26 protein-coding genes and 1 pseudogene are annotated in these 22,129 nt (G+C 69.1%); 19 read left to right on the forward strand and 8 right to left on the reverse strand.

Features of this window, described 5'->3' with window-relative positions; all coding sequences use genetic code 11:
* The first annotated feature begins 157 nt into the window (after window positions 1-157).
* A complete protein-coding gene (locus WME82_RS29365; RefSeq protein WP_438038006.1) occupies window positions 158-529 on the forward strand; it encodes a hypothetical protein in 372 nt (123 codons plus the stop codon).
* 58 nt (window positions 530-587) lie between these two features.
* Window positions 588-1,445 (forward strand): hypothetical protein, encoded by an 858-nt coding sequence (locus WME82_RS29370; protein ID WP_438038007.1) that lies wholly within the window; start codon window positions 588-590, stop codon window positions 1,443-1,445.
* Between the two features lie 16 nt (window positions 1,446-1,461).
* Here the strand turns inward: WME82_RS29370 and WME82_RS29375 are convergent, their stop codons facing one another.
* Window positions 1,462-2,016: an RBBP9/YdeN family alpha/beta hydrolase gene (locus WME82_RS29375; protein WP_438038008.1), complete on the reverse strand. Its 555-nt coding sequence runs from the start codon at window positions 2,014-2,016 to the stop codon at window positions 1,462-1,464.
* 609 nt (window positions 2,017-2,625) lie between these two features.
* Between WME82_RS29375 and WME82_RS29380 the strand changes: the two genes are divergently transcribed.
* A complete protein-coding gene (locus WME82_RS29380) occupies window positions 2,626-2,787 on the forward strand; it encodes a hypothetical protein (RefSeq protein ID WP_437739825.1) in 162 nt (53 codons plus the stop codon).
* 56 nt (window positions 2,788-2,843) lie between these two features.
* On the opposite strand, the gene WME82_RS29385 is transcribed toward WME82_RS29380, so the two are convergent.
* Window positions 2,844-3,602 carry an SDR family oxidoreductase gene (locus tag WME82_RS29385; RefSeq protein ID WP_438038009.1) on the reverse strand — a complete coding sequence of 253 codons (759 nt, stop codon included), beginning with the start codon at window positions 3,600-3,602 and terminating at the stop codon, window positions 2,844-2,846.
* Between the two features lie 158 nt (window positions 3,603-3,760).
* Window positions 3,761-4,795 (reverse strand): zinc-dependent alcohol dehydrogenase, encoded by a 1,035-nt coding sequence (locus WME82_RS29390; protein WP_438038010.1) that lies wholly within the window; start codon window positions 4,793-4,795, stop codon window positions 3,761-3,763.
* Between the two features lie 136 nt (window positions 4,796-4,931).
* On the opposite strand from WME82_RS29390, the gene WME82_RS29395 reads away from it, so the two are divergent.
* The gene (locus tag WME82_RS29395; protein WP_438038011.1) at window positions 4,932-6,449 is read left to right on the forward strand and encodes a xylulokinase; all 1,518 of its coding nucleotides are present in this window, start codon (window positions 4,932-4,934) and stop codon (window positions 6,447-6,449) included.
* A gap of 110 nt (window positions 6,450-6,559) precedes the next feature.
* On the opposite strand, the gene WME82_RS29400 is transcribed toward WME82_RS29395, so the two are convergent.
* Window positions 6,560-6,808 (reverse strand): hypothetical protein, encoded by a 249-nt coding sequence (locus WME82_RS29400; RefSeq protein ID WP_438038012.1) that lies wholly within the window; start codon window positions 6,806-6,808, stop codon window positions 6,560-6,562.
* 235 nt (window positions 6,809-7,043) lie between these two features.
* The gene (locus WME82_RS29405; RefSeq protein ID WP_438038013.1) at window positions 7,044-8,387 is read right to left on the reverse strand and encodes a serpin family protein; all 1,344 of its coding nucleotides are present in this window, start codon (window positions 8,385-8,387) and stop codon (window positions 7,044-7,046) included.
* A 335-nt stretch (window positions 8,388-8,722) separates the two neighbouring features.
* Between WME82_RS29405 and WME82_RS29410 the strand changes: the two genes are divergently transcribed.
* From WME82_RS29410 to WME82_RS29435, 6 genes are all read left to right on the forward strand, one after another.
* Entirely contained in the window at window positions 8,723-9,118 is a 396-nt protein-coding gene (locus tag WME82_RS29410) for a type II toxin-antitoxin system PemK/MazF family toxin (RefSeq protein ID WP_437301626.1), read from the forward strand.
* Between the two features lie 82 nt (window positions 9,119-9,200).
* On the forward strand, window positions 9,201-9,929 hold the full coding sequence (locus WME82_RS29415) for a HEAT repeat domain-containing protein (protein WP_438038014.1): 729 nt from the start codon (window positions 9,201-9,203) through the stop codon (window positions 9,927-9,929).
* A 62-nt stretch (window positions 9,930-9,991) separates the two neighbouring features.
* Window positions 9,992-11,311, forward strand: a complete 1,320-nt coding sequence (locus tag WME82_RS29420; RefSeq protein ID WP_438038015.1) for a hypothetical protein — start codon at window positions 9,992-9,994, stop codon at window positions 11,309-11,311.
* Window positions 11,312-11,400: 89 nt separating this feature from the next.
* On the forward strand, window positions 11,401-11,865 hold the full coding sequence (locus tag WME82_RS29425) for a MarR family winged helix-turn-helix transcriptional regulator (protein ID WP_437739832.1): 465 nt from the start codon (window positions 11,401-11,403) through the stop codon (window positions 11,863-11,865).
* Window positions 11,866-11,940: 75 nt separating this feature from the next.
* Window positions 11,941-12,480 carry a carboxymuconolactone decarboxylase family protein gene (locus WME82_RS29430; RefSeq protein ID WP_437739833.1) on the forward strand — a complete coding sequence of 180 codons (540 nt, stop codon included), beginning with the start codon at window positions 11,941-11,943 and terminating at the stop codon, window positions 12,478-12,480.
* A 79-nt stretch (window positions 12,481-12,559) separates the two neighbouring features.
* Window positions 12,560-12,718 (forward strand): hypothetical protein, encoded by a 159-nt coding sequence (locus tag WME82_RS29435; RefSeq protein ID WP_438038016.1) that lies wholly within the window; start codon window positions 12,560-12,562, stop codon window positions 12,716-12,718.
* Window positions 12,719-12,724: 6 nt separating this feature from the next.
* Here the strand turns inward: WME82_RS29435 and WME82_RS29440 are convergent, their stop codons facing one another.
* The 3 genes and pseudogenes from WME82_RS29440 to WME82_RS29450 form a co-directional block, all read right to left on the reverse strand.
* Window positions 12,725-13,879, reverse strand: a complete 1,155-nt coding sequence (locus tag WME82_RS29440) for a HEAT repeat domain-containing protein (RefSeq protein ID WP_438038017.1) — start codon at window positions 13,877-13,879, stop codon at window positions 12,725-12,727.
* 62 nt (window positions 13,880-13,941) lie between these two features.
* A complete protein-coding gene (locus WME82_RS29445; protein ID WP_437748048.1) occupies window positions 13,942-14,187 on the reverse strand; it encodes a DUF3072 domain-containing protein in 246 nt (81 codons plus the stop codon).
* Window positions 14,182-14,409: pseudogene (locus tag WME82_RS29450) on the reverse strand (DUF3072 domain-containing protein); the annotation flags it as partial. The gene WME82_RS29445 and the pseudogene WME82_RS29450, both read right to left, overlap by 6 nt.
* A 217-nt stretch (window positions 14,410-14,626) precedes the next feature.
* Between WME82_RS29450 and WME82_RS29455 the strand changes: the two are divergent.
* The 9 genes from WME82_RS29455 to WME82_RS29495 all read left to right on the forward strand — a co-directional run bounded on the left by WME82_RS29455 (window position 14,627) and on the right by WME82_RS29495 (window position 21,952).
* On the forward strand, window positions 14,627-15,466 hold the full coding sequence (locus WME82_RS29455; RefSeq protein ID WP_438038018.1) for an SDR family NAD(P)-dependent oxidoreductase: 840 nt from the start codon (window positions 14,627-14,629) through the stop codon (window positions 15,464-15,466).
* A gap of 184 nt (window positions 15,467-15,650) precedes the next feature.
* The gene (locus WME82_RS29460) at window positions 15,651-17,081 is read left to right on the forward strand and encodes an SPFH domain-containing protein (RefSeq protein WP_438038019.1); all 1,431 of its coding nucleotides are present in this window, start codon (window positions 15,651-15,653) and stop codon (window positions 17,079-17,081) included.
* Between the two features lie 158 nt (window positions 17,082-17,239).
* Window positions 17,240-17,614: a hypothetical protein gene (locus WME82_RS29465; RefSeq protein WP_438038020.1), complete on the forward strand. Its 375-nt coding sequence runs from the start codon at window positions 17,240-17,242 to the stop codon at window positions 17,612-17,614.
* A gap of 108 nt (window positions 17,615-17,722) precedes the next feature.
* Window positions 17,723-18,295 carry a hypothetical protein gene (locus WME82_RS29470; RefSeq protein WP_438038021.1) on the forward strand — a complete coding sequence of 191 codons (573 nt, stop codon included), beginning with the start codon at window positions 17,723-17,725 and terminating at the stop codon, window positions 18,293-18,295.
* A 37-nt stretch (window positions 18,296-18,332) separates the two neighbouring features.
* Window positions 18,333-18,881, forward strand: a complete 549-nt coding sequence (locus tag WME82_RS29475) for a DUF6210 family protein (protein ID WP_438038022.1) — start codon at window positions 18,333-18,335, stop codon at window positions 18,879-18,881.
* A 168-nt stretch (window positions 18,882-19,049) separates the two neighbouring features.
* On the forward strand, window positions 19,050-19,457 hold the full coding sequence (locus WME82_RS29480; protein WP_437911784.1) for a VOC family protein: 408 nt from the start codon (window positions 19,050-19,052) through the stop codon (window positions 19,455-19,457).
* Window positions 19,458-19,656: 199 nt separating this feature from the next.
* Entirely contained in the window at window positions 19,657-20,286 is a 630-nt protein-coding gene (locus WME82_RS29485; RefSeq protein WP_438038023.1) for an SGNH/GDSL hydrolase family protein, read from the forward strand.
* Between the two features lie 300 nt (window positions 20,287-20,586).
* Window positions 20,587-21,063 carry an ATP-grasp domain-containing protein gene (locus WME82_RS29490; protein WP_438038024.1) on the forward strand — a complete coding sequence of 159 codons (477 nt, stop codon included), beginning with the start codon at window positions 20,587-20,589 and terminating at the stop codon, window positions 21,061-21,063.
* 103 nt (window positions 21,064-21,166) lie between these two features.
* Window positions 21,167-21,952, forward strand: a complete 786-nt coding sequence (locus WME82_RS29495; protein WP_438038025.1) for a hypothetical protein — start codon at window positions 21,167-21,169, stop codon at window positions 21,950-21,952.
* The last annotated feature ends 177 nt before the right edge of the window (window positions 21,953-22,129 follow it).

A 22,129-nucleotide genomic window follows, 5' to 3' on the forward strand; every position in this document is an offset into this window, starting at 1 on the left:
ACCAAGGAATGGATAAATGAGGTAGTTGTCGAGGGCGCGAGCTGCACGACTCGCGTGCAGAGCGGCCCCATCGCCGCGTCGTCGAGCTGAAGCACCAGGCCCCCATCGCTCCCCTCTCCCGCTTCCCAACCCCCGCGTGCCCCGCTAGGCTCGCCGCGTGCCCCTCGACCCGCAGCGCCTCGCCCGTGTTCGCGCCCATTTCCTGGCGGCTGCCGCGCTCGTCACCGGCTGCGGCGGGAGCTCCGCGCCCGACCACACGATCAACGAACGGGCTCCCATCGACCACGTCCCGCCGACGCCGACCGCGGCGCCCACCGAGTCCTCGTCCTCCGCGACCCCGCCGGAAGCTCCGGAGGCCAATCCGAGCGACGCCCCGCCGGGCGCGCCGGTGGACGTGAACACGCCCCCGCCAGTGCCGCCGACGGCGCCCCCTGCGTCATCCTCCGCGACCGTGGGTCGTCCTCCGCCCGGACAACCCCCGCCGACGTCGCCGCTGCACATCAACACGCCGCCGCGCACGAAGCCGTGACGCGAGCGACACCTCCCGCCGCCCCCCTCGCTCGCCGGCGGCCGCGCCCCATCCCCTCATGAACACCGCGTTCCCTCTCGGCACGACCGAGCGGCTCTTCGCGACGCTCCACCGCCGCTTCCTCGATCGCCATTACCCCGCGCCCCCGTGGGACCGCCTCGACCCGGCGGCGCTCCCGCCGGCCGACGTCGAGATCGCCCGCCAGGCGTGGGCCGCGCGCGCGGTCGCCGAATACCGATCCATGATCGTCTTCGGCGAGCTCATCGCCCGCTTCGCCGAGCTGCGCTTGCCCCTGGAGGTCACGACCGCGGCCTCGCGCCTCCTCCAGGACGAGGCTCGCCACACCGAGCTCTGCGCGCGCGCGGCCGACGCGCTCGGCGGCAACCACGGAGCGACGCTCGCCCCCTCGGATCTCCACCTCCCGCGGAACGGCCTCCCGGCCCATCTCTTCGTCGCCCGGTGGACCGCATCGATGTTCTGCGTGGGCGAATCCGCGTCCGTCGGCATCCTCGACGTCCTCCAGCAGCACACCACCGATCCTTGCCTGCAGGTGGTCGTGGGCACCCTCCTGCGGGACGAGATCCTCCACGACCGCTTTGGCTGGGCGCTCGCGCGCCTCGTCTTTCCTCGCCTCACCGAGGACGAGCGCGACTGGCTCGCCGCCGATCTGGCGTTCTCGCTCGCGCACTACGACCGCATCCACGCCGGCGCCTCGCGCGCCGACGGCGACCCGCTCCCCGAGGCGCCTCCGCCCGCCGGCCCGAACCTCGGGATCCCCTCGCGTCCGGCCGCGGCGCGCGCCTTTTACGACCGGATCGACCGCGTGATCCTCCCCTCGCTCGCCGCGCTGGGCGTGCCGGCGTACGAGGCCTGGGCGTTGCGCCTCGAAGTCCCGGCCCAGGCCGAGAATCGCTGAGACGGCGCTCGCCAACTCAAGCGCGGAACACCCGTGAGACGGGCTCCCCTATCAGCGCCGCGAGGAGCCGCTCCCCCTCGGGCCAGGGCCCGAAGCCGGCGTCAACGTTGATGTGCCCACACGGCCCGGCCTGGATGAAGCGGCTCCCCCAGGCGCGCGCGAAGGCTTCGGCTCGCTCCGGGGCGCAGTACGGGTCGTTCGCGCTCGCGACGACCATCGAGGGGAACGGCAGCCTGACGCCGGGCAACGGGTGGAACGTCGACGCCTCGCGCGGGTAGCTCGGCGATTCGGTGTCGGCCGGCGCGACGAGCAGCGCGGCGCGCACGGGTCGCGCGCCCAGCGCCGCCCAGTGGACGACCGTGCTCACGCCGCAGCTGTGCGCGACAAGCACCGGGGGCTCGGCGCTGGCGGCGACCGCCCTGTCGAGCGCCTCGACCCACGCGCGTCGGTCCGGGTGATCCCAGTCGGGCATCTCCACGCGGCGCGCCAAGGAGAGCTTCTGCTCCCAGAGCGTCTGCCAGTGGCGAGGGCCGGAGCCGCTGTAGCCAGGGACGATGAGAAGCGAAAGCATCGTGACAAGACCTCCCCGCGAACGAAGAGGGTACAGAGGAAGCGGGTGAAAATCACGCCGTCACGACCCCGCAGACCCCGGAGCCACGTCGACCCCCTCCGACGCGCGCCTTGATGGGGCCGAAGTAGCCCAGGCGCGCCGGATTCATTCGATTTACACGACCTGTGGCAGACGCTGTGTGCGCTTCTCTTCATCCTCCTGGCTCGCAAGGCGCAGTCACCACCGAGACCGCACCCCCGCTGGCGGCGATGCGGCAACGCGGCAACGCGGCAACGCGGCAACGCGGCGATGAAAGCGCCCTGCTGCTCCCGCATGGGACTTCCATATCCCTCGATTCCTGTGTAAATATGCCAGATGCTGTCGGCGCTGGATGTCGAATGGCCGCCGGCAGGATTCTCTTGGTTGCGAACAACGTGTGGCCTTACCGTGAAAGGTGTTTCAATGAATCAAGGATCGTCTTCGAGACGTCTGTCCAGGAGCCGCGTCGGGAGCTCCCTGTCTGTCCTTCTCTGCGTGCCCGTGGTGGCGCTCGCGCTCGCCGGTTGCGGCGGCACGGAGCCCTCCTCTTCGTCCGAGTCCGACGAGTCCACGCCGGACCGAGACGAAACCATGAGCTGGGAAGAGTTCCAGGCGAACGTTTACCGGGACCCGCAGCGCGGGGTCTACATCATCGACGACGAGCAGGGGCTCAACGACGCGGAGCTGCGTGTCGTCTACGAGCGCTATGTCAAGACCGGGGCGCTCGTCGTGAAGCCGCTCGGACGGCGCTGATCACGCCTCGCAGGGATACGATCGATAGCTCGCTCTGAGCGTCCCAATCGGATGCCTCACGCCGCGCCAGCCAGCGACAGGGCGAGCCAGTCGTCGAAGCGCGTCGGCATGACGCGCGCGCCGTCGCCCGGGGTGAGCGACCGATCGTCGATCCGGAGACCAAAATAGGTCGCTTCCGCGTCGGCGATCACCTCGCGGCGGTCCTTCTTCGCGCTCAGGTACTTGCCGACGAACTCGGCGAGCGGGCGCCTCTCGGGGCCGGCCACCTCGAGGATGCCGTTCACGGGCGCCCCGAGCGTGACGTCGGCCAGGGCCTCGGCGACGTCCTCGGACGCGATCGGCTGCAGGTGCGCCGACGAGAGGCGGACCCGCTCAGCGTCAGCGCTGGAGCGCGCGATGCCGTCCATGAACTCGAAGAACTGCGTGGCCCGCAGGAGGGTGTAGGGGATCCCGGAGGCCTCGATCAGCGCCTCCTGCGCCATCTTCGCGCGAAAATAGCCGCTGCCGAGCATTCGATCGGTGCCGACCACCGAGAGCGCCACATGATGTTTGACGCCCGCGGCGGCCTCGGCGGCGAGCAGGTTGCGGCCCGAGGTCTCGAAGAAGTCGAGGACCGCCTTGTCCTCGAACGACGGCGAGTTCGCCACATCGACAACGACCTCGGCCCCTGCGAGCGCTCCGGCGAGCCCCTCGCCCGTGAGGCTGTTGACGCCCGTGGAAGGCGACGCCGCGACGACCTCATGGCCCTGCTGGCGGAGCCTGCGCACGAGCTTCGTCCCGATCAGCCCGGTTCCACCGATAACCACGATCTTCATGTCTTTCTCCCTTGTCGATCACGCGAGCGACCGGCGCCTTGCTCCTGTGACCCCGCGCTCGCCGTCAATGACGAACCGGGTCTAGCTCGTGTGACATGGGGCGAAGGAAAAATGACAGCCGCGCCGCCTCGCTCGGAGACTCCGCGCGACGACCCCGATCAGAACGGCGTGTCGCCTTCGTCCGGAACGATGATCGACTTCAGCGCCCCGTCCTGGCAATCCGCCTGCAGGCGGAAGCCCTTCTCGGCTTCGGACAGATCGAACCGGTGGGTGACGATGGACTCGACGTCCACCGCCCCGTCGGCGACCAGGCGGATCGCCCGCGGGTACACGTGCCCCATGCGCCGGGAGAACTTGATCTTCAGCCCCTTGCGGCGGCACAGCGCCGCCGGCAGCGAATAGCGATCGCCCTCGGGGATGCCCGCCAGCAGGATCCGCCCGCCGATGCGCGCGGCCTCGGCCGCGTGGTGGAAGCCCTCGGGCGAGTTCGTCGCCTCGATCACGAGATCGACGCCGCGGCCGCCCGTCCACTCCGCGATGGCCGCGAACGTCGGCGCAGCGTCGTGCGCGCCCAGCCGGCGCGCGGCCTCGGCCCGGTAGGCGACAGGGTCGATCGCGAAGACGCGCTCGACGCCGGCCAGGCGCGCGAGCTGGACCAGGCACAGGGCGATCGGCCCGCACCCCAGCACCGCCACCGTCTCCTGCAGGTGGGGCCGCGCCAGGTCCATCGCGTGGATCGCGACGCCCAGCGGCTCCAGCATCACGGCCTTTCGCACCGAGAAGCCGCGGGGGACCGGCACCAGCTGCTCGGGGCGCACCGCCAGCCGCTCCGCCATGCCGCCGTGGAGCGGCGGCGCGCCAAGGAACTCCACGTGCGGGCACAGGTTCACGTGGCCGCGATGGCACCACTCGCAGCGGCCGCAGGCGTGCGCGGGGTCGACGGCGACCAGCTGGCCCCTCGACAGGCCCAGCGCCGGGTGGTCGTCGACGACCCAGCCGGCGAACTCGTGCCCTGGCACGAAGGGGTCCCGGACCTGCGCCGCGCCGATCCCGCCCTCCAGGTAATAGTGCAGATCGCTGCCGCAGATCCCGCAGCCCGCGACCTGGATCGTCACCATGCCCTCGCGAGGCCGCGGAGGTTCGACCTCGCCGAGCCGGACATCGCGGATACCGTGAATGAAGGTTGCGCGCACCGTTCCAGACTCCCTTTCAAAGCTCCGCCGGCTCCCCGGCGGCGCCGCGCTGGACGATTGTGCCGGCGCGAGTCCCTACTGTAGTCTGCGCCCGTGATCGCTTGTCAATCCTGCGTTCCGGGGCGCTGACGGCGCCATGCCGGCCGACCTCGTCCTCGGCATCGACCTGAGCACCACCGCGGCCAAGGCGGCGGCCTTCGACGTCCAGGGGCGCTTGCACGCCGCCGGCCGGGCGCCGCTCTCGCTGGCCCGGCCGGCTCCTGAGCGATTCGAGCAGGATCCCCGGGACTGGTGGGCCGCCCTGTGCCAGGCGGTCGCCGGCGTCACCGCCGCGGTGGACCCGGGCCGCATCGCTGGCCTCGCGATCGCGCACCAGCGCGAGACCTTCGCCTGCCTCGGTCCCGACGGCGAGCCGCTCCGCCCCGCGATGCTCTGGCTGGACGGCCGCGCGCGCGGGCACCTCGGCGCCGTGATCGACCGCATCGGGCGAGACCGCCTGCGGGCGCTGTCCGGCAAGGCCGCGGACTTCGGCCCGGCGCTGCCCAAGATCGCGTGGCTGGCCAGCGAGGAGCCGGAGACCCACCGCCGCACCGCCCTCTTCTGCGACGTGCAGGCGTACCTCGTGCAGGCGCTGACAGGGCGCGCCCGCACCAGCTGGGCGAGCGCCGACCCGCTCGCGCTCTTCGACATCGGCGCGCGCCGCTGGTCCGAGGAGCTCTGCGCCGCGGCCGGCATCACGCCCGACCGGCTGCCGGAGGCGCTCCCTCCCGGCGCGCTCCTCGGCGCTGTGTCGGCGGCCGCCGCGGCGGCCAGCGGCCTGCGCGAGGGCACGCCGGTGCTGGCCGGCGGCGGCGACGGCCAGATGGCCGGGCTCGGCGTCGACGCCCTGGACCCGCGGCGCGCCTACCTGAACCTCGGCACGGCGGTGGTCTTCGGCGTCTTTTCCCCCGAGCCGCGGCAGGACCCGGCGTGGCGGACCATGACCAGCGCCTCCGGCCGCGGCTACGTGCTGGAGAGCAGCCTGCGCAGCGGGGCGCTGCTCTCGGACTGGTACCTGCGCCGCCAGCTGGGCGTCGATCCGCGCGACGGGGCCGCGATGGCCGCGCTCGAGGCCGAGGCGGCGTCGCTGCCGCCCGGCAGCGGCGGCCTGCTGCTCTTGCCCTACTGGGAGGGCGCCATGAACCCCCACTGGGATCCCGACGCCCGCGGCGCGATCCTGGGCCTCACGGACGCGCACGGGCGCGGCCACGTCTACCGCGCCCTGATCGAGGGCGTCGCGCTCGAGCAGGCCCTGGTGCTGGACCTGATGCGCGGCGCGGCGGGGATCGAGGTCGCGGAGTTCGCAGCCGTCGGCGGCGTGGCCGCGAGCGACCTCTGGTGCGCCGTGATGGCCGATGCGACGGGCGTCGCCATCGAGCGGTCCGAGACGGTCGAGGCGGCGTGCCTGGGCGCCGCCATGTGCGCGGCCGCCGGCGCCGGGCTGGCCGGGAGCATCGAGGCGGCCGCGAGGGCGATGCGCGGGACCGCCACGGCGACGTTCCATCCCGATGCCGGGCGCCGGGGGCGCTACGCGGCGCTGCTGGGGATCTACCGCGACATGTATCCGCAGCTCTCGGGGCTGCTGCGCCGCCTCTCGGCCTTCACGAGGGAGTAAGTGCGCCCGCTCGCCGCGGGGCGCGATCCGCGGCGGCAGACCTGCGCTCCTCAAGGAGGCGCCGCTACCAACGCCCGCGAGCTGGACAGCCCGTCGTTGGCCGGTATCGCTCAGCTCAGACCGTCGAGTACCTCGGCAAGCGACACGGCGATGATGGCCCGCTCATGCCATCGCTCCAAAGTCTCCGGATCCTTCTCGGCCAGGATGCGCTCGCGCGCCACGTCCGGCACGGCGATGCCACGAACCCTGAGCGCGGTCAGCACGGCACGCGCCGCCTCCTCGGCGCGCCCCTCTTTCCGCTCCTCGGCCCGAAGCTTCCGCTCGTATTCCTCGAACCACGCCCGGATCTCTGCGCTCACATCGTCCTCCTCGTCCGTCGTCGGCTCATGGCTTGCGAACCGGAAGTGTACCAGCAGCGGCGTGGCGACGCTCTTCTCCCAGGCACCGATCGTAGAATCGGCAGATTCGACGCTGTATTCGAGTGATGCCCGTAATGCCGTAGGAACCGACCTGCACTTACCGACGCGTCGAACCAATCGTGAGAGAATCTGCAGCGCAAGGGTGATCTCAGCAGCGCGCCGGCCTCACGTCTCCTCAGTGCGCTGTCGGATCGCTGACGCGCCCCGCGAAGAGGAGCGCCCCCGTCGGCAGGTCGCTGATGAAGAAGAAGAACGGCCGGTCCAGCACGATCTCCGCTGGCTCGGGGAAGAGGCCTGAGCCCGTGGAGCCGATGAGGACCGCCGTCGCCGCCGCGGCCTCGGTCCCGGCCTCGTCCACGTCGATGACCGCCTTGTGGATGACGTCCTGGATGAAGAGATCTTCGCCCGGTTCGACCGGGAGCAGCCCCGAGAAGTCTGCGCCCGGGCCGAAGGCGGCCCCCATGCCGAGCTCCGTCAGCGCGTTCTTGAGAGAGGCCGAGGTGCCGAACGAGAACTTCGGCATCGTGATGTCGACCGACCGCGACTGCGTCGAGGCGATGATCGTCTCGAGCGCCGCGCCGTCGAGCGACTCCGCCAGCGCGTCCGCGTTCCCCTCGGCAGGCAGGACGAGGAACATCGAGACGGGGGTGCCCGCATAGGGGATCTCCACCGCTTCCCAGCCGTCGCCGGCGCCGTAGCGCGTCTCCTGTGTGCCGTGCATCATCTGGGCGGTCACGCTCGTGCCGTCGCCGCGCTGGAACGCGCCGGGCTTCGTCGCGTCCTCCTTGAACGGCGTGTGCCACGCGGCGTCGAAGTAGATGGCGTTGGTGAGCACGACGAGCGTCTCCGGGTTCACGTTCTTCTTGAGGAGCTCCGGAATCATGCCCTCCGTCTGGTCCTTCACCCACGCGTTGATGAGGCTCTCGGCCTCGTCCGGCGCGGAGGCGAAGTCGGCGAGCCGCACGCGCGCCCCGTAGTTCTCGCCGAGCACCGTCAAGAACGGCTGCTCGAGCGGGAGGTCGAGCTGCGACCAGATCGCGTTGGCCGTGTGGAGCCGGAAGCCGCCTCCCTCGACGTTGCTCGAGCCCTCGGCGCGCTTGTGGAGCTCGAGATCCACGTAGTTGAACGCCGGGTGCAGCCGCTCCTGCGGGAGCTCGAACCGCATCGCCTCGGCCATCGCCTTCTCCGTCGTGGTCCGCGCGCCCGCGTACGTCATGGCGAGCGCCGTCGAGATGCTGTAAGGCGAGTAAACGACGTTCCCGTTCGCGCTGGGGAGCACGCGGCCGAGGTCGAGCGCGAAGCTCGCGTTGTTGCGCGTCAGCAACACCTGATCCTCCTCCGAGACGACCGGGCTCTCGATCCGCGCCGCGTCCGACGGCAGCACGCAACCAGCCTTCTTCTCGAAGCACTCGACGGCCCCGCCGCCCCCTCCCTGGCCCGAGCCGCCCTCTCCCTGATCCGGGCCACCGCCGCCGGTGCCGCCTCCATCGTTCGAGCTGCACCCCGCGAGAGCCGACATGAGCACGGTCGCCAAGACAATTGATGTTCTCATGATGCCAGGGTTTTGCAGCCTGCGTGCCAGAGCGCTTTTGCGCCGCAAATCGCATGTTTGTCCCGGGGAGACGCGCGATGCCAGCAAGTCTGGAGCAGATTGTGCCAAGATGGGCCGCGCGCGGTGCTCGCGGGTGAGCCGGGAGGCGCCGGTGATGGCGCAACCGATGGATCGGCGGGGTCGATGTGCCTGTGCCTCCTTGCCAGACCCCGTGGTGTGCTGGGAAGGTCGTGCAGCAGGAGCGGGTTGCGCCGAGGTGCGCCACGGACCATCCTTCGGGCCGACGCGCGAGGCACATGAAGATGGACGAGGGCGCAGGAGAACCGACAGGCACGCGCTCAGCGCGGATCGATCGCGGCGACGTGTTCTGGATAGGGCCTGACGACTCGCGGGGGCCTGTCCCGAGCTACTCCCATCCCCATGTGGTGGTCCAGGACGACGTCTTCAACCACTCGCGCATCACGACCGTGGTCGTGTGCGCGCTGACGTCGAACTTGCACCGGGCGAACGAGCCTGGGAACATCCTGCTCGACGTGGGCGAGGGGAACCTTCCCAGGCAGAGCGTCGTGGTCGTGTCGCAGATCTCCTCGGTCGAGAAGGCCCGCCTGGGCGAGCGGATCGGGTCGCTGTCCGACGCACGGGTGGATCAGATCCTGGCCGGCCTGCGCTTCCAGCAGGCGTCGTTCTTCAGGCGGTAGCGAGCGGGTGCACCTCGTGGGGCAGGTCGACTTCACCGCAACTGCGACATTGGGCGAGCACGGCTTCTTTGGAGGACGATGAATGCCTCACCACGGTGACCCGGGGGACGTCTTCAAGACGGCGCTTGCCCAGGATCGGGCGCGAATCGATGCGGCAATCGAGCGTCTCTCGGGGGAAGAACCGAAGCCTGAGCGGTTCCTGCTCGCGCTCGCCGGGGCGTGGGGCCGCCCGGTTTCATGTCTAAAGTGGCTGCCGCCGGTCGCCCCGACCGAGCGTGGCGTGAAGAGCGCGGCCCGCTGGGTACATGCATCCAATCCAAACGTCCAGCGAGCCGCCCTCGTCGCCCTCGAGAGAGCCGGAGTGGCTGCGCGGCCTGTTCTGAGTACGGTCGCCGATGCCCTCACGAGCAAGGAGCCCATCGCTCGGATCGCCGCGGCCCGCGTGCTCGCGCGCGCTGCGCCGTGTCCCGAGCAGGCTCCGGCGCTCCGTCGTGCGCTCTCCGACGAGCTCTTCACCGTGCGCTGGCTGGCGGTGGAGGCGCTCGCGCGCAGCGGAGATGACCATCCGCTGGCGCCGGTCCTTGCGGCGTCGCGTCCACGGCTCGACGCTCGGCTTGCTCCCTTTCGGCTCGAGGGCTGGCTGGGCGCGGTCGCCGCCCTTGGACGGGATGCGTCCGCGCTGTTGCCCGAGCTGAACGAGCTCCTGGACCGAACCTACCAGCTCAGCCAGAGCGACACGTGGTGGCATGAATCGAGATTCACGCTCCAGCGACTCGTACGGGAGCTTCGTGCGACCCAGGGTAAACCCTGAACGGTTTCATTCAACGCACACACGAGGCCATGCCAGCGCCTCCATCCATGGACGACATGACCATGAGCCGACGACCGAGCGCCCGTCTGCGGACCGCCGTGCTCGCGCTCTCCGCTGCCGGCTGCGGAGGCGTGGGGGGCACCACCGCCAGCATGCCCTGCCCACCCCCCACGCCGCCTCCGGCGGCCTCGTCGGTCGATTCCGCCGGCAAGCCTGGACGCACGAAGCTCAGCGTTGCCCTCATCCCGTGGATCCCAGACGCCGCCGGCGATGACTTCGCGTCCCTGCGAACGATGATCGAGGACGGGTTCGAATCGCAGCATGTGGCGATCGATCTCGAGCTGCGCCTCGTCAAGTCCGATGACAGCTACCACAATCCGACGCGCCTCGCCGGATGGCTCGCGTCCGGTCGCCACGATCTCGTCGAGATCGACGCCGTGGTGCTGGGCGATCTGATCGACGCCGGCGTCCTCGAGCCGTGGCCTTCCGTGCCGGAGCGCGACTACCTTGCCGCAGCCAGGTCAGCCAGCACCGGGATCGACCGAAGTGGCAAGTCCGTCTGGTGGGGTGTACCCCATCTCAGCTGCGGGTTCTTCCTGGTCACGAGATCCGAGAAGCTCGACGCCGCACCCAGCATCGCCGGCCTCGTGAAGGCCGCGCGCGAGAGCGGGAAGCCCCTCCTCGGGAATTTCGCGAGCAGCTGGGATCTACCCGCCCTCTACCTGGACGCACGCGTCGACAACGGGCTCGATGCCGTGGATCAACCGGCCCTGAGCAACGCCGTGAAGCCGCCCCTGCACGCCGGCAGCACAGCGGCGCTCAAGCAGCTTGCCGAGCTCTGCCGGCAGGGTGACAGGAACCCTTGCATCGACGGCACGTACGACGAGACACTGGAGGGTCCGGTCGAGGAGTTCGTGAAGGGCAACGCGATCGGGTACTGGGGATACGGCGAGCGCCTGCATCGGACCGTCACGCTCATGAAGGCGCAGGGCGTGCCCGTCGAGGGGCTGCGTGTGTCGACGATCCCGCTCGGTACCAGCGCCACGCCCCTCCTGTTCACCGACGCCTTCGTTCGGCGAAAGGGATGCTCCGGCGACCCAGCCTGCAATGCCGCGGCCGCCGCGTGGGCGGAGTTCATCACCCGCGACGACGTGATGCGCGATCTGCTCATCTCCAGGGATGCGGGGCCGACCGCGGTGCCGCGCTACCTGTTGCCGGCCACGAGCTCGGCGTTCCAGGCCGAGCCGATAGCCAGGGACGCCCTCTACGCGGAGCTTCGTCCTCTGGCCCAGTCCGGGAGATCCTTTCCGTCGCACGCGTCGATGTACGAGCGGCGGAGCGCGCTCGCGCACCTGCTCGAGACCCAGCTCGCGGCGCGCTGAGAGCCACGTCGCTCGACAGGCTGGTCGGCTCGCAGCGGGCCGAATTGATTGCATTGACAACCAAATCCCTTGCGGTAGGATCGGCCATCATGCGCGACCAGTTCACGGCCGACGGGGGGATCGTCCTCGACAACGCGCTCGGCTTCTGGGTGGCGCGCGTCTACCTCGCCTCTCGCGCCGCGATGTACCGGCGCTTCCGCGCGCACGGCGTCGAGATCACGCCCGAGCAATGGATGGTCCTCGTCCGCCTGTGGGAGCAGGAGGGCGTCACGCAGACGCACCTGGCCGAGCGCACCTTCCGGGACGTGCCCACGATGAGCCGGATCCTCGCGCTCATGGAGCGCGACGGGCTTGTCGAGCGCCGGCTCGATCCGACGGACCGGCGCGCCCGGCTCGTCTACCTCACCGCGCGCGGGCGAGCGCTGCGCAAGGCCCTGTCGGGCGAGGCCAAGGCCCTCGTGGACGAGGGGCGCGCCGGCATCCCGGAGGACGATCTCCTCACGACCCGGCGCACGCTGCAGCGCATCCTCGCGAACCTCGAACCCGAGGGCTGAAGGTAGCCCCGCCCTCCACGCCGCCTTCTTCATCATCAATTAGTTGCATAGACAATCAATTCAGGAGAGACCCGCATGAGCCAGACCGCTGCTTCCCCTCACTTTCCTGCGCACACGCTCGACACCGCGCCCGCGGCGGCCCGCCCCGCGCTGGAGCGGGCCTCGCGGAAGTTCGGTTTCCTGCCGCTGCCCTTGGCGCGCTTCGCGACCTCGCCGCTCCTTGTGCGCGCCTTCGATGAGCTCCTCGCGGTCTTCGAGGGGGCGACGCTCTCGCCGGTGGAGCGCGAGGTCGTGGTGATGGTCGTCGCCGGCGAGAACGGCTGCGATCTCTGCCGCACGATGCACCGCGGGTTGCTCCTCCGCGCGGGGGCTTCTCCCGAGGTCGCCGCGGCGCTGTTCGAGCGAAGGCCGGCGCCCGACGCGCGCCTCCAGGCGCTCGCGGCGTTCACCGAGGCGACGCTGCGCGAGCGGGGTCAGGTGCCGGACGCCGATCTCGACGCCTTCCTCGGCGCGGGCTTCACCGCCGAGCAGGCCCTCGAGGTGATCGTCGGTATCGGCACCTACACGCTGTCGACGTTCGCGAACCGGATGACCCGCTCCCACGCGCTGCGCTGATCGCGACAGAAGCGCGGGGCCCGAGAGCGGAAGCGCTGCGGGCTTCCACCCGGCGTGGAAATACGCCCACGTCCTCGAGGTGGAGCTCGAGGCGGGACGCATCTCGCGCGTCACCGACTGCTCGAAGCCGATGGCCGACATCCGCAGCCGCATCGCGGGCACGGATGAGCCAGGCCCGGGGAGCTCCCACGAGGACATCGAGGCGTGGGTCGAGCGTGCCTTTTCCCGCAAGTACTAAAGCCCCCTACACCGCCGCGGCGAGCCACTTCTCCCAGGCCGCGTAATCGCGCTCCGGGAAATCTTTCCCGCTCACCTTTTTCAGGATCAGGTACGCGAAGTCGTGGTTGTTCGGCTGCTCGAGCTTGAGCAGCTTGAGGAGCGTCGGCCCCGCCTCCTTGATGACCTGTGCATGAAGCTTCGTGCCCTCCGGCCGATCGATGAGGCCCCACGTCACGGCGGCCGCCTTGTTTCGGTCCGTCGTCGTCGGGCCGTCCAGGGCCTTGAGGAACGGCGTCAGCGGGATGGGGACGTCGTGGTGAAACATGGCGACGTGCGCGACCACGCGCATGGCATTGTTCCGAACGAGGGCGTCGGGATCGTTCAGCATGGGCAGCATCAGCGAGACGAGCTTCTCGCCATCCTTGATGTGCGCGAGCAGAAACGCCGCCGCGCCCCGGTCTTCCGGGTCCTTGTCCGCCTCGAGGATGCGGATGAGCTTGTCCTCGTTCGGCGGAACGTCGTTCACGAATCTCTCGCCGTATGGGCGCAGCTTGTCGTGCTCGTAGCCGCCCAGGCAATGAAACGCGGGGCACGCGGCGCGCTCAGGACGGATCTCCTTGTTCTCATACATCATGCGGAAGTACGTGTCCTGGTAGTCCTTCCACGCCGCGAGCAGGCCCGCCGGGTCCTCGAAATCGCCCTTGGGCTGCGGGCCGAAGGTGAGGCGCTTTTTCAACTCCCTGCGCTCCACCACGTCGACGGTGACATAGGCCTTCAGGACCTCGCCCCTATCGAAATAGATGATGGGTGAGAGCTCGATCCAACCGATCGCCTCGTGCTCGGCGAGGATCACCTCGACCATCTCCTTTGCGAGAGCCTTCCTGTCCGCCTCGTCCTCCGTGCCGAAGAAGCGCTGAAGCACGTCGCCGAAGCGCGCCTTCACCCAGGCGCCGTCGAACCGGTCGGTGCCGTAGACGTCGACCCCCTTCAGCATGGGCAGCGGGGCCGCCGGCGGAGCGGCGGGCGCGGCCGAAGCGGCAGGGGTTGCCGAGGTGGGCGGCGAGGGGGCCGCCGCAGGCGGAGGAGGCGGCGGAGCGGACGCTACCTCCGGCGCCGCGGAGCCGTCGCAGGCAGGGAGGGCGAACGCCATCATGAGGAGCGCGATGGGCGAGGGCGGCATGGATCCATGCATGCGGTGCTGGCGCGCAGTCGGCAAGCGCTACATCGCCCACCCTGCCTGGGTCACTCCCGCAGCTTCTGCCCGCGCCCGGTCTTCGCCTGCAGCTCGTCGATGCGCTTCGAGGCCTCCGCCTTGGTCAGGTTCGCCTCGAAGTCCACGCCCGCCTCCTGGGAGAGCGTCTGGAGATACGAGGCCTGCGCTCCTGTCATCGGCTCGTCGCCCGTCTTCCACTGCTCGGGGTCCTTGCGCGTGTTCTCGACGCCGGCAGCCCCCTCCGCGCCGCCGGAGACGCCCACGGCGTCCCGCAATTCGTCGATCTTCTCGGACGCCTCCGCCTTGGTCAGGTCGTCGGGGACCTCTTCGCCCTGCTGCTCTGCGAGCGTGTGCAGGTACGACGCCTGCGCGCCCGTCATCCGCTCGTCGCCCGTCTTCCAGTCGCGCGGATCCTTCTGGACGTTCGAGGGCCGCTGTTCGCCTGCTTGCCCCGCGGCCCTGGGATCGGCCGTCTGCTGGTCTCTTTTCGTGCTCATCTCCCGTTTCCTAATCCCGGGAGCGCGCGTGGCAAGCCCGCGAGGACGCCGCGCGATTCGTCGTCACGTCCCGCAGAACGAGCGCTTCAGCCTGCGGGAGCCGGGCGGGTCGAACGGATCGCGCGCGCCGTGAACGACGATCGTCGCGCCCCGAGCCAGGCTGAGGTAGCACTTCTCGAACACCACGTCTTCGCGGCGCGGGGGTGAGGAGGGATCGATGTCGAAAATCGCACTCGTTACAGGCGCGAACCAGGGCCTCGGTTACGCGATGGTGGCCCGTCTGTGCCAGGAGTTGCCGCCGGGCAGCACCGTGTACCTGGGGGCGCGGGATCCGGAGCGCGGCGAGGCGGCCGTGGCGCGCCTGCGCGAGCAAGGCCTGCAGCCGTCGCTGGCCCGGCTGGACGTGACCGACGACGCGAGCGTCCAGGCCCTGGCGGAGACGGTGGCGCGCCGTCACGGCGGGATAGATATCGTGCTCTCGAACGCGGCCGCGCGCATCGTGAAGGACGTGCCGCAGGCGGTCCAGGTCCGCACCTTCATCGACACGAACAACCACGGCACCTACCGGATGATCCGCGCCTTCGGGCACCTGCTGCGCGACGGCGGGCGGTTCCTCGTGGTCGCGAGCTCCTTCGGCTCCCTCGGTAAGCTGGATTCTCGGCTGCACCACCGCTTCGACCCCGCCACGCGATCTCTCGAGGACATCGAGCGCGTCATGGACGAGTACGTCGAGCTGGTCGAGCGCGGCGAAGCAGAGGCCCACCACTGGCCGGCGTGGATCAATATCCCGTCCAAGGTCGCGCAGGTCGCCTCGATGAAGATCTATACGCGCCAGCGGCAGGCCGAGGCCGCACAGCGCGGGCTCACCATCGCCGCGCTCTGCCCCGGGCTCGTGGACACCGACGCGTCGCGCCCGTGGTTCGACGACATGTCGTCGGCGCAGTCGCCAGCGGATGCCGCAAAGAACGTGCTCTGGATCTGCACGCAACCCGCCGAGTCGACGCGCGCAGTTCATGGTGAGCTCGTACAGCACCGACGGATAATTCCCTGGTTATGAGGCGACAGCGCTCCATCCTGGACCGGCGCTGCGCTCCATTCCGGATCGGCGCTTCGCTCCATTCCGGATCGGCGCTTCGCCTGTCGCGGGTCGGCGGCGCGCGGCGCGGCCCCGGAACGCCTGCTTCGCCGTGTCTCCTGCCTGGCCCGCTTCCTGCGAAAGCCGTTCTCGCGAGGTAGAGGTCATGACGCACATCGAGCAACGCAGGGTCATCATCCATGAGGGCAGCGTGCCGGGCGGCGCCGCGGCGGTCCTCCACGCGGACGATCACGGGACCGGGGCGGCCGGTCGCGGGCGGTACGATCAGGGCTGGCGCGCCGGCAAGCCGGCCGAAGATCCGGAGAAGCTCAAGAGATGGGGCCGTGTCAGCGCGAAGCCGAGCGAGTACCTGATTCACATGCGGCGGGGTAACCTCCGGCCCACCTCCGGTCAGGGCGCCTCGTGCTTCAAGCTCCCGGGCGACAGCGTCGCCATCGTGCCGACCACGGTCCAGAAGCTCCAGTTCACGGCCGACCAGGTCACCCTCGAGAAGGTCGGCGTGGAGATCACGGGGCTCGCCGTCTACCGCATCGTGGAGCCGCTCATCGCGTTCCGGATGCTGAACTTCTCGTTCCCGGAGCGCGCGCAGGAGAAGCTCGAGGCGCTCCTCGTGGACATGTTTGCCGGCGCCGCGCGCCGGCTGGTCGCGAACCTCTCCGTCGAGGAGTGCCTGACGCGGCGGAAGGAAGGGCTCGCCAGCGAGCTGATACGAGAGATCGTGCCCGTCGTCTCCGGGCGCGGCAGCGCAGAGGACGCCACGGACAAGGGGTGGGGCGTCCTCATCGATACCATCGAGATCCAGGACGTGCGCATCCTCTCTCCGGCGGTGTTCGGCAACCTGCAGGCGCACTATCGCCAGGAGCAGGAGCGGAAGGCCAGGGAGGCGTCGCTGCTCACCGAGCGCGCGGTCCGGCAGGGCGAGGCCGAGGCGCAGCGCGCGATCGAGCTGACCAGGCTCTCCGCCGAGGTCGAGCTGCGCACGCGACGCCAGGAGACCAGCGAGAAGGCCCGGCTCGAGGAGCTCGCCTCCGAGGCGCGGCTGAAGGAGACGCGGCTGGCCCACGAGCAGCAGATCGCGGCGCTCACGCTGAGGGCCGAGATCGAGAAGACGACGCTCGAGGCGGAGGCGGCGGCGGCGCGCCACGCGGCGAAGATGGCCGCGAGCGCCCATGAGATCGACCTGCTCAGGCAGCGCGCGGCGATCGCGGGCGCGCGCCGGCTCGTGGCCGAGGCCGAGCTCGCCATCGCCGAGATCGAGGCGAAAAAGGCGCGCCTCACGCAGGAGATCGAGATCGACCGCGCGCGGGCGCTGCGGGAGATCGAGAACACCGTGTCGCCGGAGGTCATCCGGTTGACCGTCGCGCAGCAGATGCCGGCGCTCGCCGCCGCGTTCCAGCAGCGGATGGGAGAGGTGCACGTCACGGCCGTCGATGGGGCGAACCCGTTCGGATACATCGCGGCGGCCGTGGAGGGGGTGATGGGGCTGGCTCGCGCGGCAGGGCTCGAGGTGCCGTCGGCGCGCGCGCAGAAGGCGGAGCTGACCGAGGAGAGCGGGCTGGACAGCAGCCGGCGTTGAGCTCGTCCGCACCGTCGTCCGGCGTTGGAGCTCACGCGATCACGCGTTGGTCTCCTTGACAAGGCGGGGTAACCGTCAGCTACGCTACCTTTCCACGATGAGCGGGGGCGGCCCTCCAGACAAGAAACGGCGGATCCCGAGAGGAGCTGCGCACAATCATGGGTGAGACGATGCTGACGTTCCTGGGGTCGCAGATTCTCCGCATACCGTTTCTCATCGCCTACATCACAGCGATCGCCATTGCGTTCTCTCGTTATCCAACGCAAGGCAAGCCGGCTCTCCTCGCGGGCTGCGGCTTCTTCTTGTTTTTCATGGGCTGGCTCATCAACGCCGTGCACATGTACTGGCAAATATCCATCTATCGGGACGGCGGCGCAATGCAAGAGCTGGTCCGTATTGCCTCCCTGACCGGCCTCGCTTCTCACCTCCTGGAGCTGGTCGGGCTCGTCCTCGTGATGATCGCATTGTTCGGCACCAGAAACAGCCCCGTAGGAGGTACCGAGTCAATCGACGCGCGAAACACGCGCGCGTGAACGAGCCGCTGGACAGGTACGGCATCGGGCTGCTGTAGTTGCCAGCCTGAAAGACAGCAGGACCTACCGATGATGACCCCCCACGGCCCGTCGCAATCAGCAGGCGGAATGAGCAAGACCGCCGTCGCCTTCCTGTTCCTGTTCATCGGTCTCGCGGCGGGGTTCTTCGCCGGAATCGGAGCGACGAAGGCCGGCGCTGCGTTCCTCGAGGATCTCGCGTCCAGCGAGGCGCCTGCCGATCTGGCGCACGCCCAGAGCTACGTGCGGCCCGGCTTTTCCTTCAAATACCCAGGAAACTGGAGCGTCGAGGCGGACCCGCCGGACAATGATCCCGATCACCACGTGAACGTGGAGAGCCCCGGCTCGTGCATGACGATGATCTTCGTCCTTGACGTGCCAACCGATCCCGCAGGCAACGTTCAAGCGCAGATTGACGGGTTCGTCCCCAAGTTGCTCTCTGCGCCTGCACGCACACCGTTTACCACGTGGGGCAAGTACGCCGGACAAGGCATGCTCCTGAAAGGGAAGCTGCTCGGCGTGAGCGCGGGCTCGGTTCGCGTGTTTTCTCACGCGGACGACAAACGTTCGTTCATCGCGGTGGAGCAATGCTATGACGACGACATGAAGGACGCGAAGCCTGGCCTTGAGCTGGTGGAGTCATCCTTCGACTTTTCACCTTGAGCCCGCGCCATGGCCCACGGTCTGGGACCATTGTCTCGTGGGCAAAAAATCGCGGACCCAGATAGGCCGGCTTGCTCGCGAACCGTCGCGCGAGCTGCCCAGCAAGCGGCGGCTATCGATGCCGCTGCACGGCGCGGCTGAGGCGCAGGGCGTTCGGGAGGCGAGGTCGATGAACAAAACGATCAGGCTGTACGACGCAGGCCTCGGCCTGCTCATCCCCTGCCCGAGCGGGGTCATCTACTCGAATCAGACCTGTGGGAACATTTGCATGCAGCCCGAGATCGAGGGCGTATTCATTCCGCTGGACGCCGAAGACGGGTGGCGCTCCCTCGCGGCGCACTTCGAAGGACCGAAGTACATGGGCAGCGGCGCGATGCTCGGACTCGACCAAGAGGACGCGGATGTCGTCGACCGCATCCTGCGCGAGCGTCGCATCGTCGGCATCGTGACCGACCGGGCACGCCTCGTAGACTCGCACGAAGCGTGGGTGCACGTTGTGATAGAAGGTGAATCGGACTGGAGCTGTTTCACTGGGTTCGGACCGTACCCGCGCCCTGGGATTCTTACCTGGCCCAACTCCGATTGAGGGCCGCGCGCTCGTCGGGCGCGCGCCGCTCGGCGGCGAGCGCCAGGCATACCTTGTCCTCGGCGGTCTTCGGCTGTCCGCTCGGCGCCGCCCTCTCCGGCGCGTTCGTACAGGTCCTCCCCCGCCTTGTCGCTTGCCACGGACGACCGCGAGAGGTACCTCGTACCCATGCCCAAGGACGCCAGAGTCTTCGTGTTCGATCACGTGTCGGTCGGTGTCGAGAACCTCGAGCGTGCTGCGGAGTTCTACGACGCCTGTCTGGCGCCGCTCGGCTTTGTCCGGCTCTCGCAGAACGCCCGCAGCGTGGCGTACGGGCCCGAGGGATACGAAGCTGAGCCGCCCTTCGCCATCGTCGCGTCCGGTCCTGACGCGACGGCTCCCGGTCGAGGCTTCCACCTCGCCTTCGTGGCGCCGAGCCGCGAGGCGGTCGATCGCTTCCATGCGGAGGCCCTCGGCAAGGGCGGTGTCGATGAAGGACCACCCGGCGTTCGCGAGAACTACGATCCCGGCTACTACGCGTCGTTCGTTCGCGACCCCGACGGCCACCGGCTGGAGGCGGTGTTGCACGAACGTTGACCGTGCGGCCGTCGGCCGGCTCGTCCGGCCGCCGCGGCTCTCGGAGCGCCGGGTGCACGAGCTCGCGGACGAGTTCGAGCTCGAATCGTGATAGAAACGGACGAGGGAGGTCGACGTGACGGCGCGGGCTCGCGCTGCGCTCAAGCGACCCGACCGACCGCCGAACCAGCCGCTGGGACTCATTTCACGGGAGAAAATCATGTCGTCTGTCGTTCTCTTGGGTGATTCAATCTTCGACAATGGTTCGTATACCAATGGCGAGCCCGATGTCGCCTCTCACCTCCGCGCGCTCTTGCCCTCCTGGCGAGTCACCCTGTGTGCTGTCGACGGTACGACCACCTCTGATATCGGACCCCAGCTCGATCGAATGCCGAAGGACGCGACCCACGTCCTCCTCTCGCTTGGCGGAAACGACGCGCTCTCGAACGCTGACATTCTCGGCCTGCCTGTCCGGTCGACGGCCGAGGCGCTGGACATGTTCCGCGAACGCGTGGACGCGTTCGAGCAATCGTACTCGTGGGCGCTCGAGGCCGTCGTCGCGCTCGGCCGACCGGCCACGGTCTGCACGATCTACAACGGCAACCTCGCTCCCGGTGAGGCCGAGCGAGCTCGCATCGCCTTGATGACGTTCAATGACGTCATCCTTCGTCAAGCTTTCTCGCGCGCGCTCGACGTCGTCGACCTCCGCCTTGTCTGCTCGGAGGTGGGGGACTTCGCGAACGCCATCGAGCCGTCGGGCGCCGGCGGCTTGAAGATCGCACAGGCGCTCGTCCGCGCCCTGGGCGCCGCCGCAGTCCAGAAGCGAGCGACGACGGTGACCGTCGGCTAACAAGCCCCCACCAGAAAGCTTCCTTCGCAGCTCGCGCGCGGCCGACACCATCCTACCCAGGCGCTACCACGGCGAGCCTCTACCCACGACGCGTGGTTGCCAGGCGCAAAACGGAGCCGTCGGACGACGCCGAACGTTACAGAAGGCGCCTCGAACAGGCCCACCTGCTGCCGTGTGCGGTAGAACGTGGTAGCATCGCACCACGACGATGCCGGTCCGGCATGCCTTCCGTTGGGCAGAAGGAAGCAGACCTCCCGCAGAGAGCGGAGATCCGAACCATGCGAGCCACCTGCGCACGTCATGTCATGGGAGAGGCTCCTCGGCGAGCCACGTGCCCCGAACGAGCTTGTTTTCCTGAAGCCGAACGACGATCTGAAGCGCTTTACCGGGCAGGTTCTTCGCTTCTCGGAGTGCGTGACCCTGTTTCAAACTCTACGAGGCGCAGCGAGGCCGGTGGAGCCCACGTCCGAGGTCGTCCTTGGCGAACCGTGCGAGATCGATGGAGAATGGCGGCTGTTTGTCGTAGACGGTGAAGTCGTGACAGGTAGCATGTACCGGCCGAGCGGCGATTCACACCTCCCTCGCGAGCTGATCGACTTCGCGGAGAAAGCAGCCTCGCGATGGGCGCCGGCGAGCGTGTTCGTTCTCGACGTCGCACGGGTCGACGGCGCGTGGAAGATCGTCGAGTGCAACTGCTTCAACGGAAGCCGTTTTTACTCGGCTGACGTGGAGCGCCTCGTACGAACCGTCTCCGAGCATCAGGAGCGGGCAACCTAGATCATGCCGACCTCTGCCCAATCAGGCGCTGGTGCCGACGGGCGCGTCGCGCCCGCGGCGCACCGCCAGGTCGTTAGACTGGCACCGATGACCTGGTGAAGCCATGGCGTGGAAGACTCTGCTGGATGATGCCCGATGGAACCACCGAGACAACCCGGACCGTGCCGACGAGCTCGTTGGACGGGCCATTCGTCGCGCGGAGGCGGAGACCGAAGCAGCAGAGCGCGTACGCGCCTTCGAGTCGATCGCCGACTACCTTGACGGCCGAGAGCGGTGGACAGAGGCGTCCATGCTCTACGGTCGTCTGATTGACCTACTGCGAGAGAATCACGTTTCACCGGATGAGCTTGCGGCGCGGCTCGCGCGCCATGCCGAGATCGCGTCGAGCGCCGGCGATCTGGAGTCTGCTGCGAAGCTGCTTGAAGAGGCGCTGAGTCTTTGGCGCGAGTCGTCACGAAGCACGCTGGAGCGGGGCGCTGCATGGTATGAACAGCTGGCCGAGGCGCGTTCGGCGGCGGCACGCCATATCGCCGCGTCCGCGGCGCGCAGCCGTGCGGCCGAGCTGCGCATCGAGGCTTCCGGCGAGTACTACCAGCCCCGTGTGATGCGTCATGCGAGAAGTGACGGTACCGTCGAGTACGCCGTCCACGATGTCTACTTCTCATTGTACGGCGACGTCAAAGGCTACACCCAGCACGCGCGCTCACCGCGGATGCCTTCCGTGGCCGCGCTCCAGCAGTGGCTGGAGGAGACATTGCCGGTGGCGGCAACAGGTGTAGTGTGCGGCGATCTCGGCTACATGCACTACGCGCCCGATCTCGCTCAATGGCTTCGGCATGTTCAGGAGGAACCTCTGGACTATGAACGCGATCCCGAGGATGAAGTCTAGCTGGCAGCTGGTGCGGACGGTGGGTCGCGTCTCGCTGCGCTCGGCGCGGCGCCCTGCAGCACACCCGTGGTCGTTGGGAGGGCGGGGGCTCGTGCCACGGCCGGCCGGACCGGAAGGCGTGTGCCTGCGCGGGATCTGCGCTCGATCGCCATGGCCGCCGCTGCACCTGCGAGATCC

The organism is Sorangium sp. So ce128, assembly GCF_051525245.1.
Taxonomy (GTDB): domain Bacteria; phylum Myxococcota_A; class Polyangia; order Polyangiales; family Polyangiaceae; genus Sorangium; species Sorangium cellulosum_B.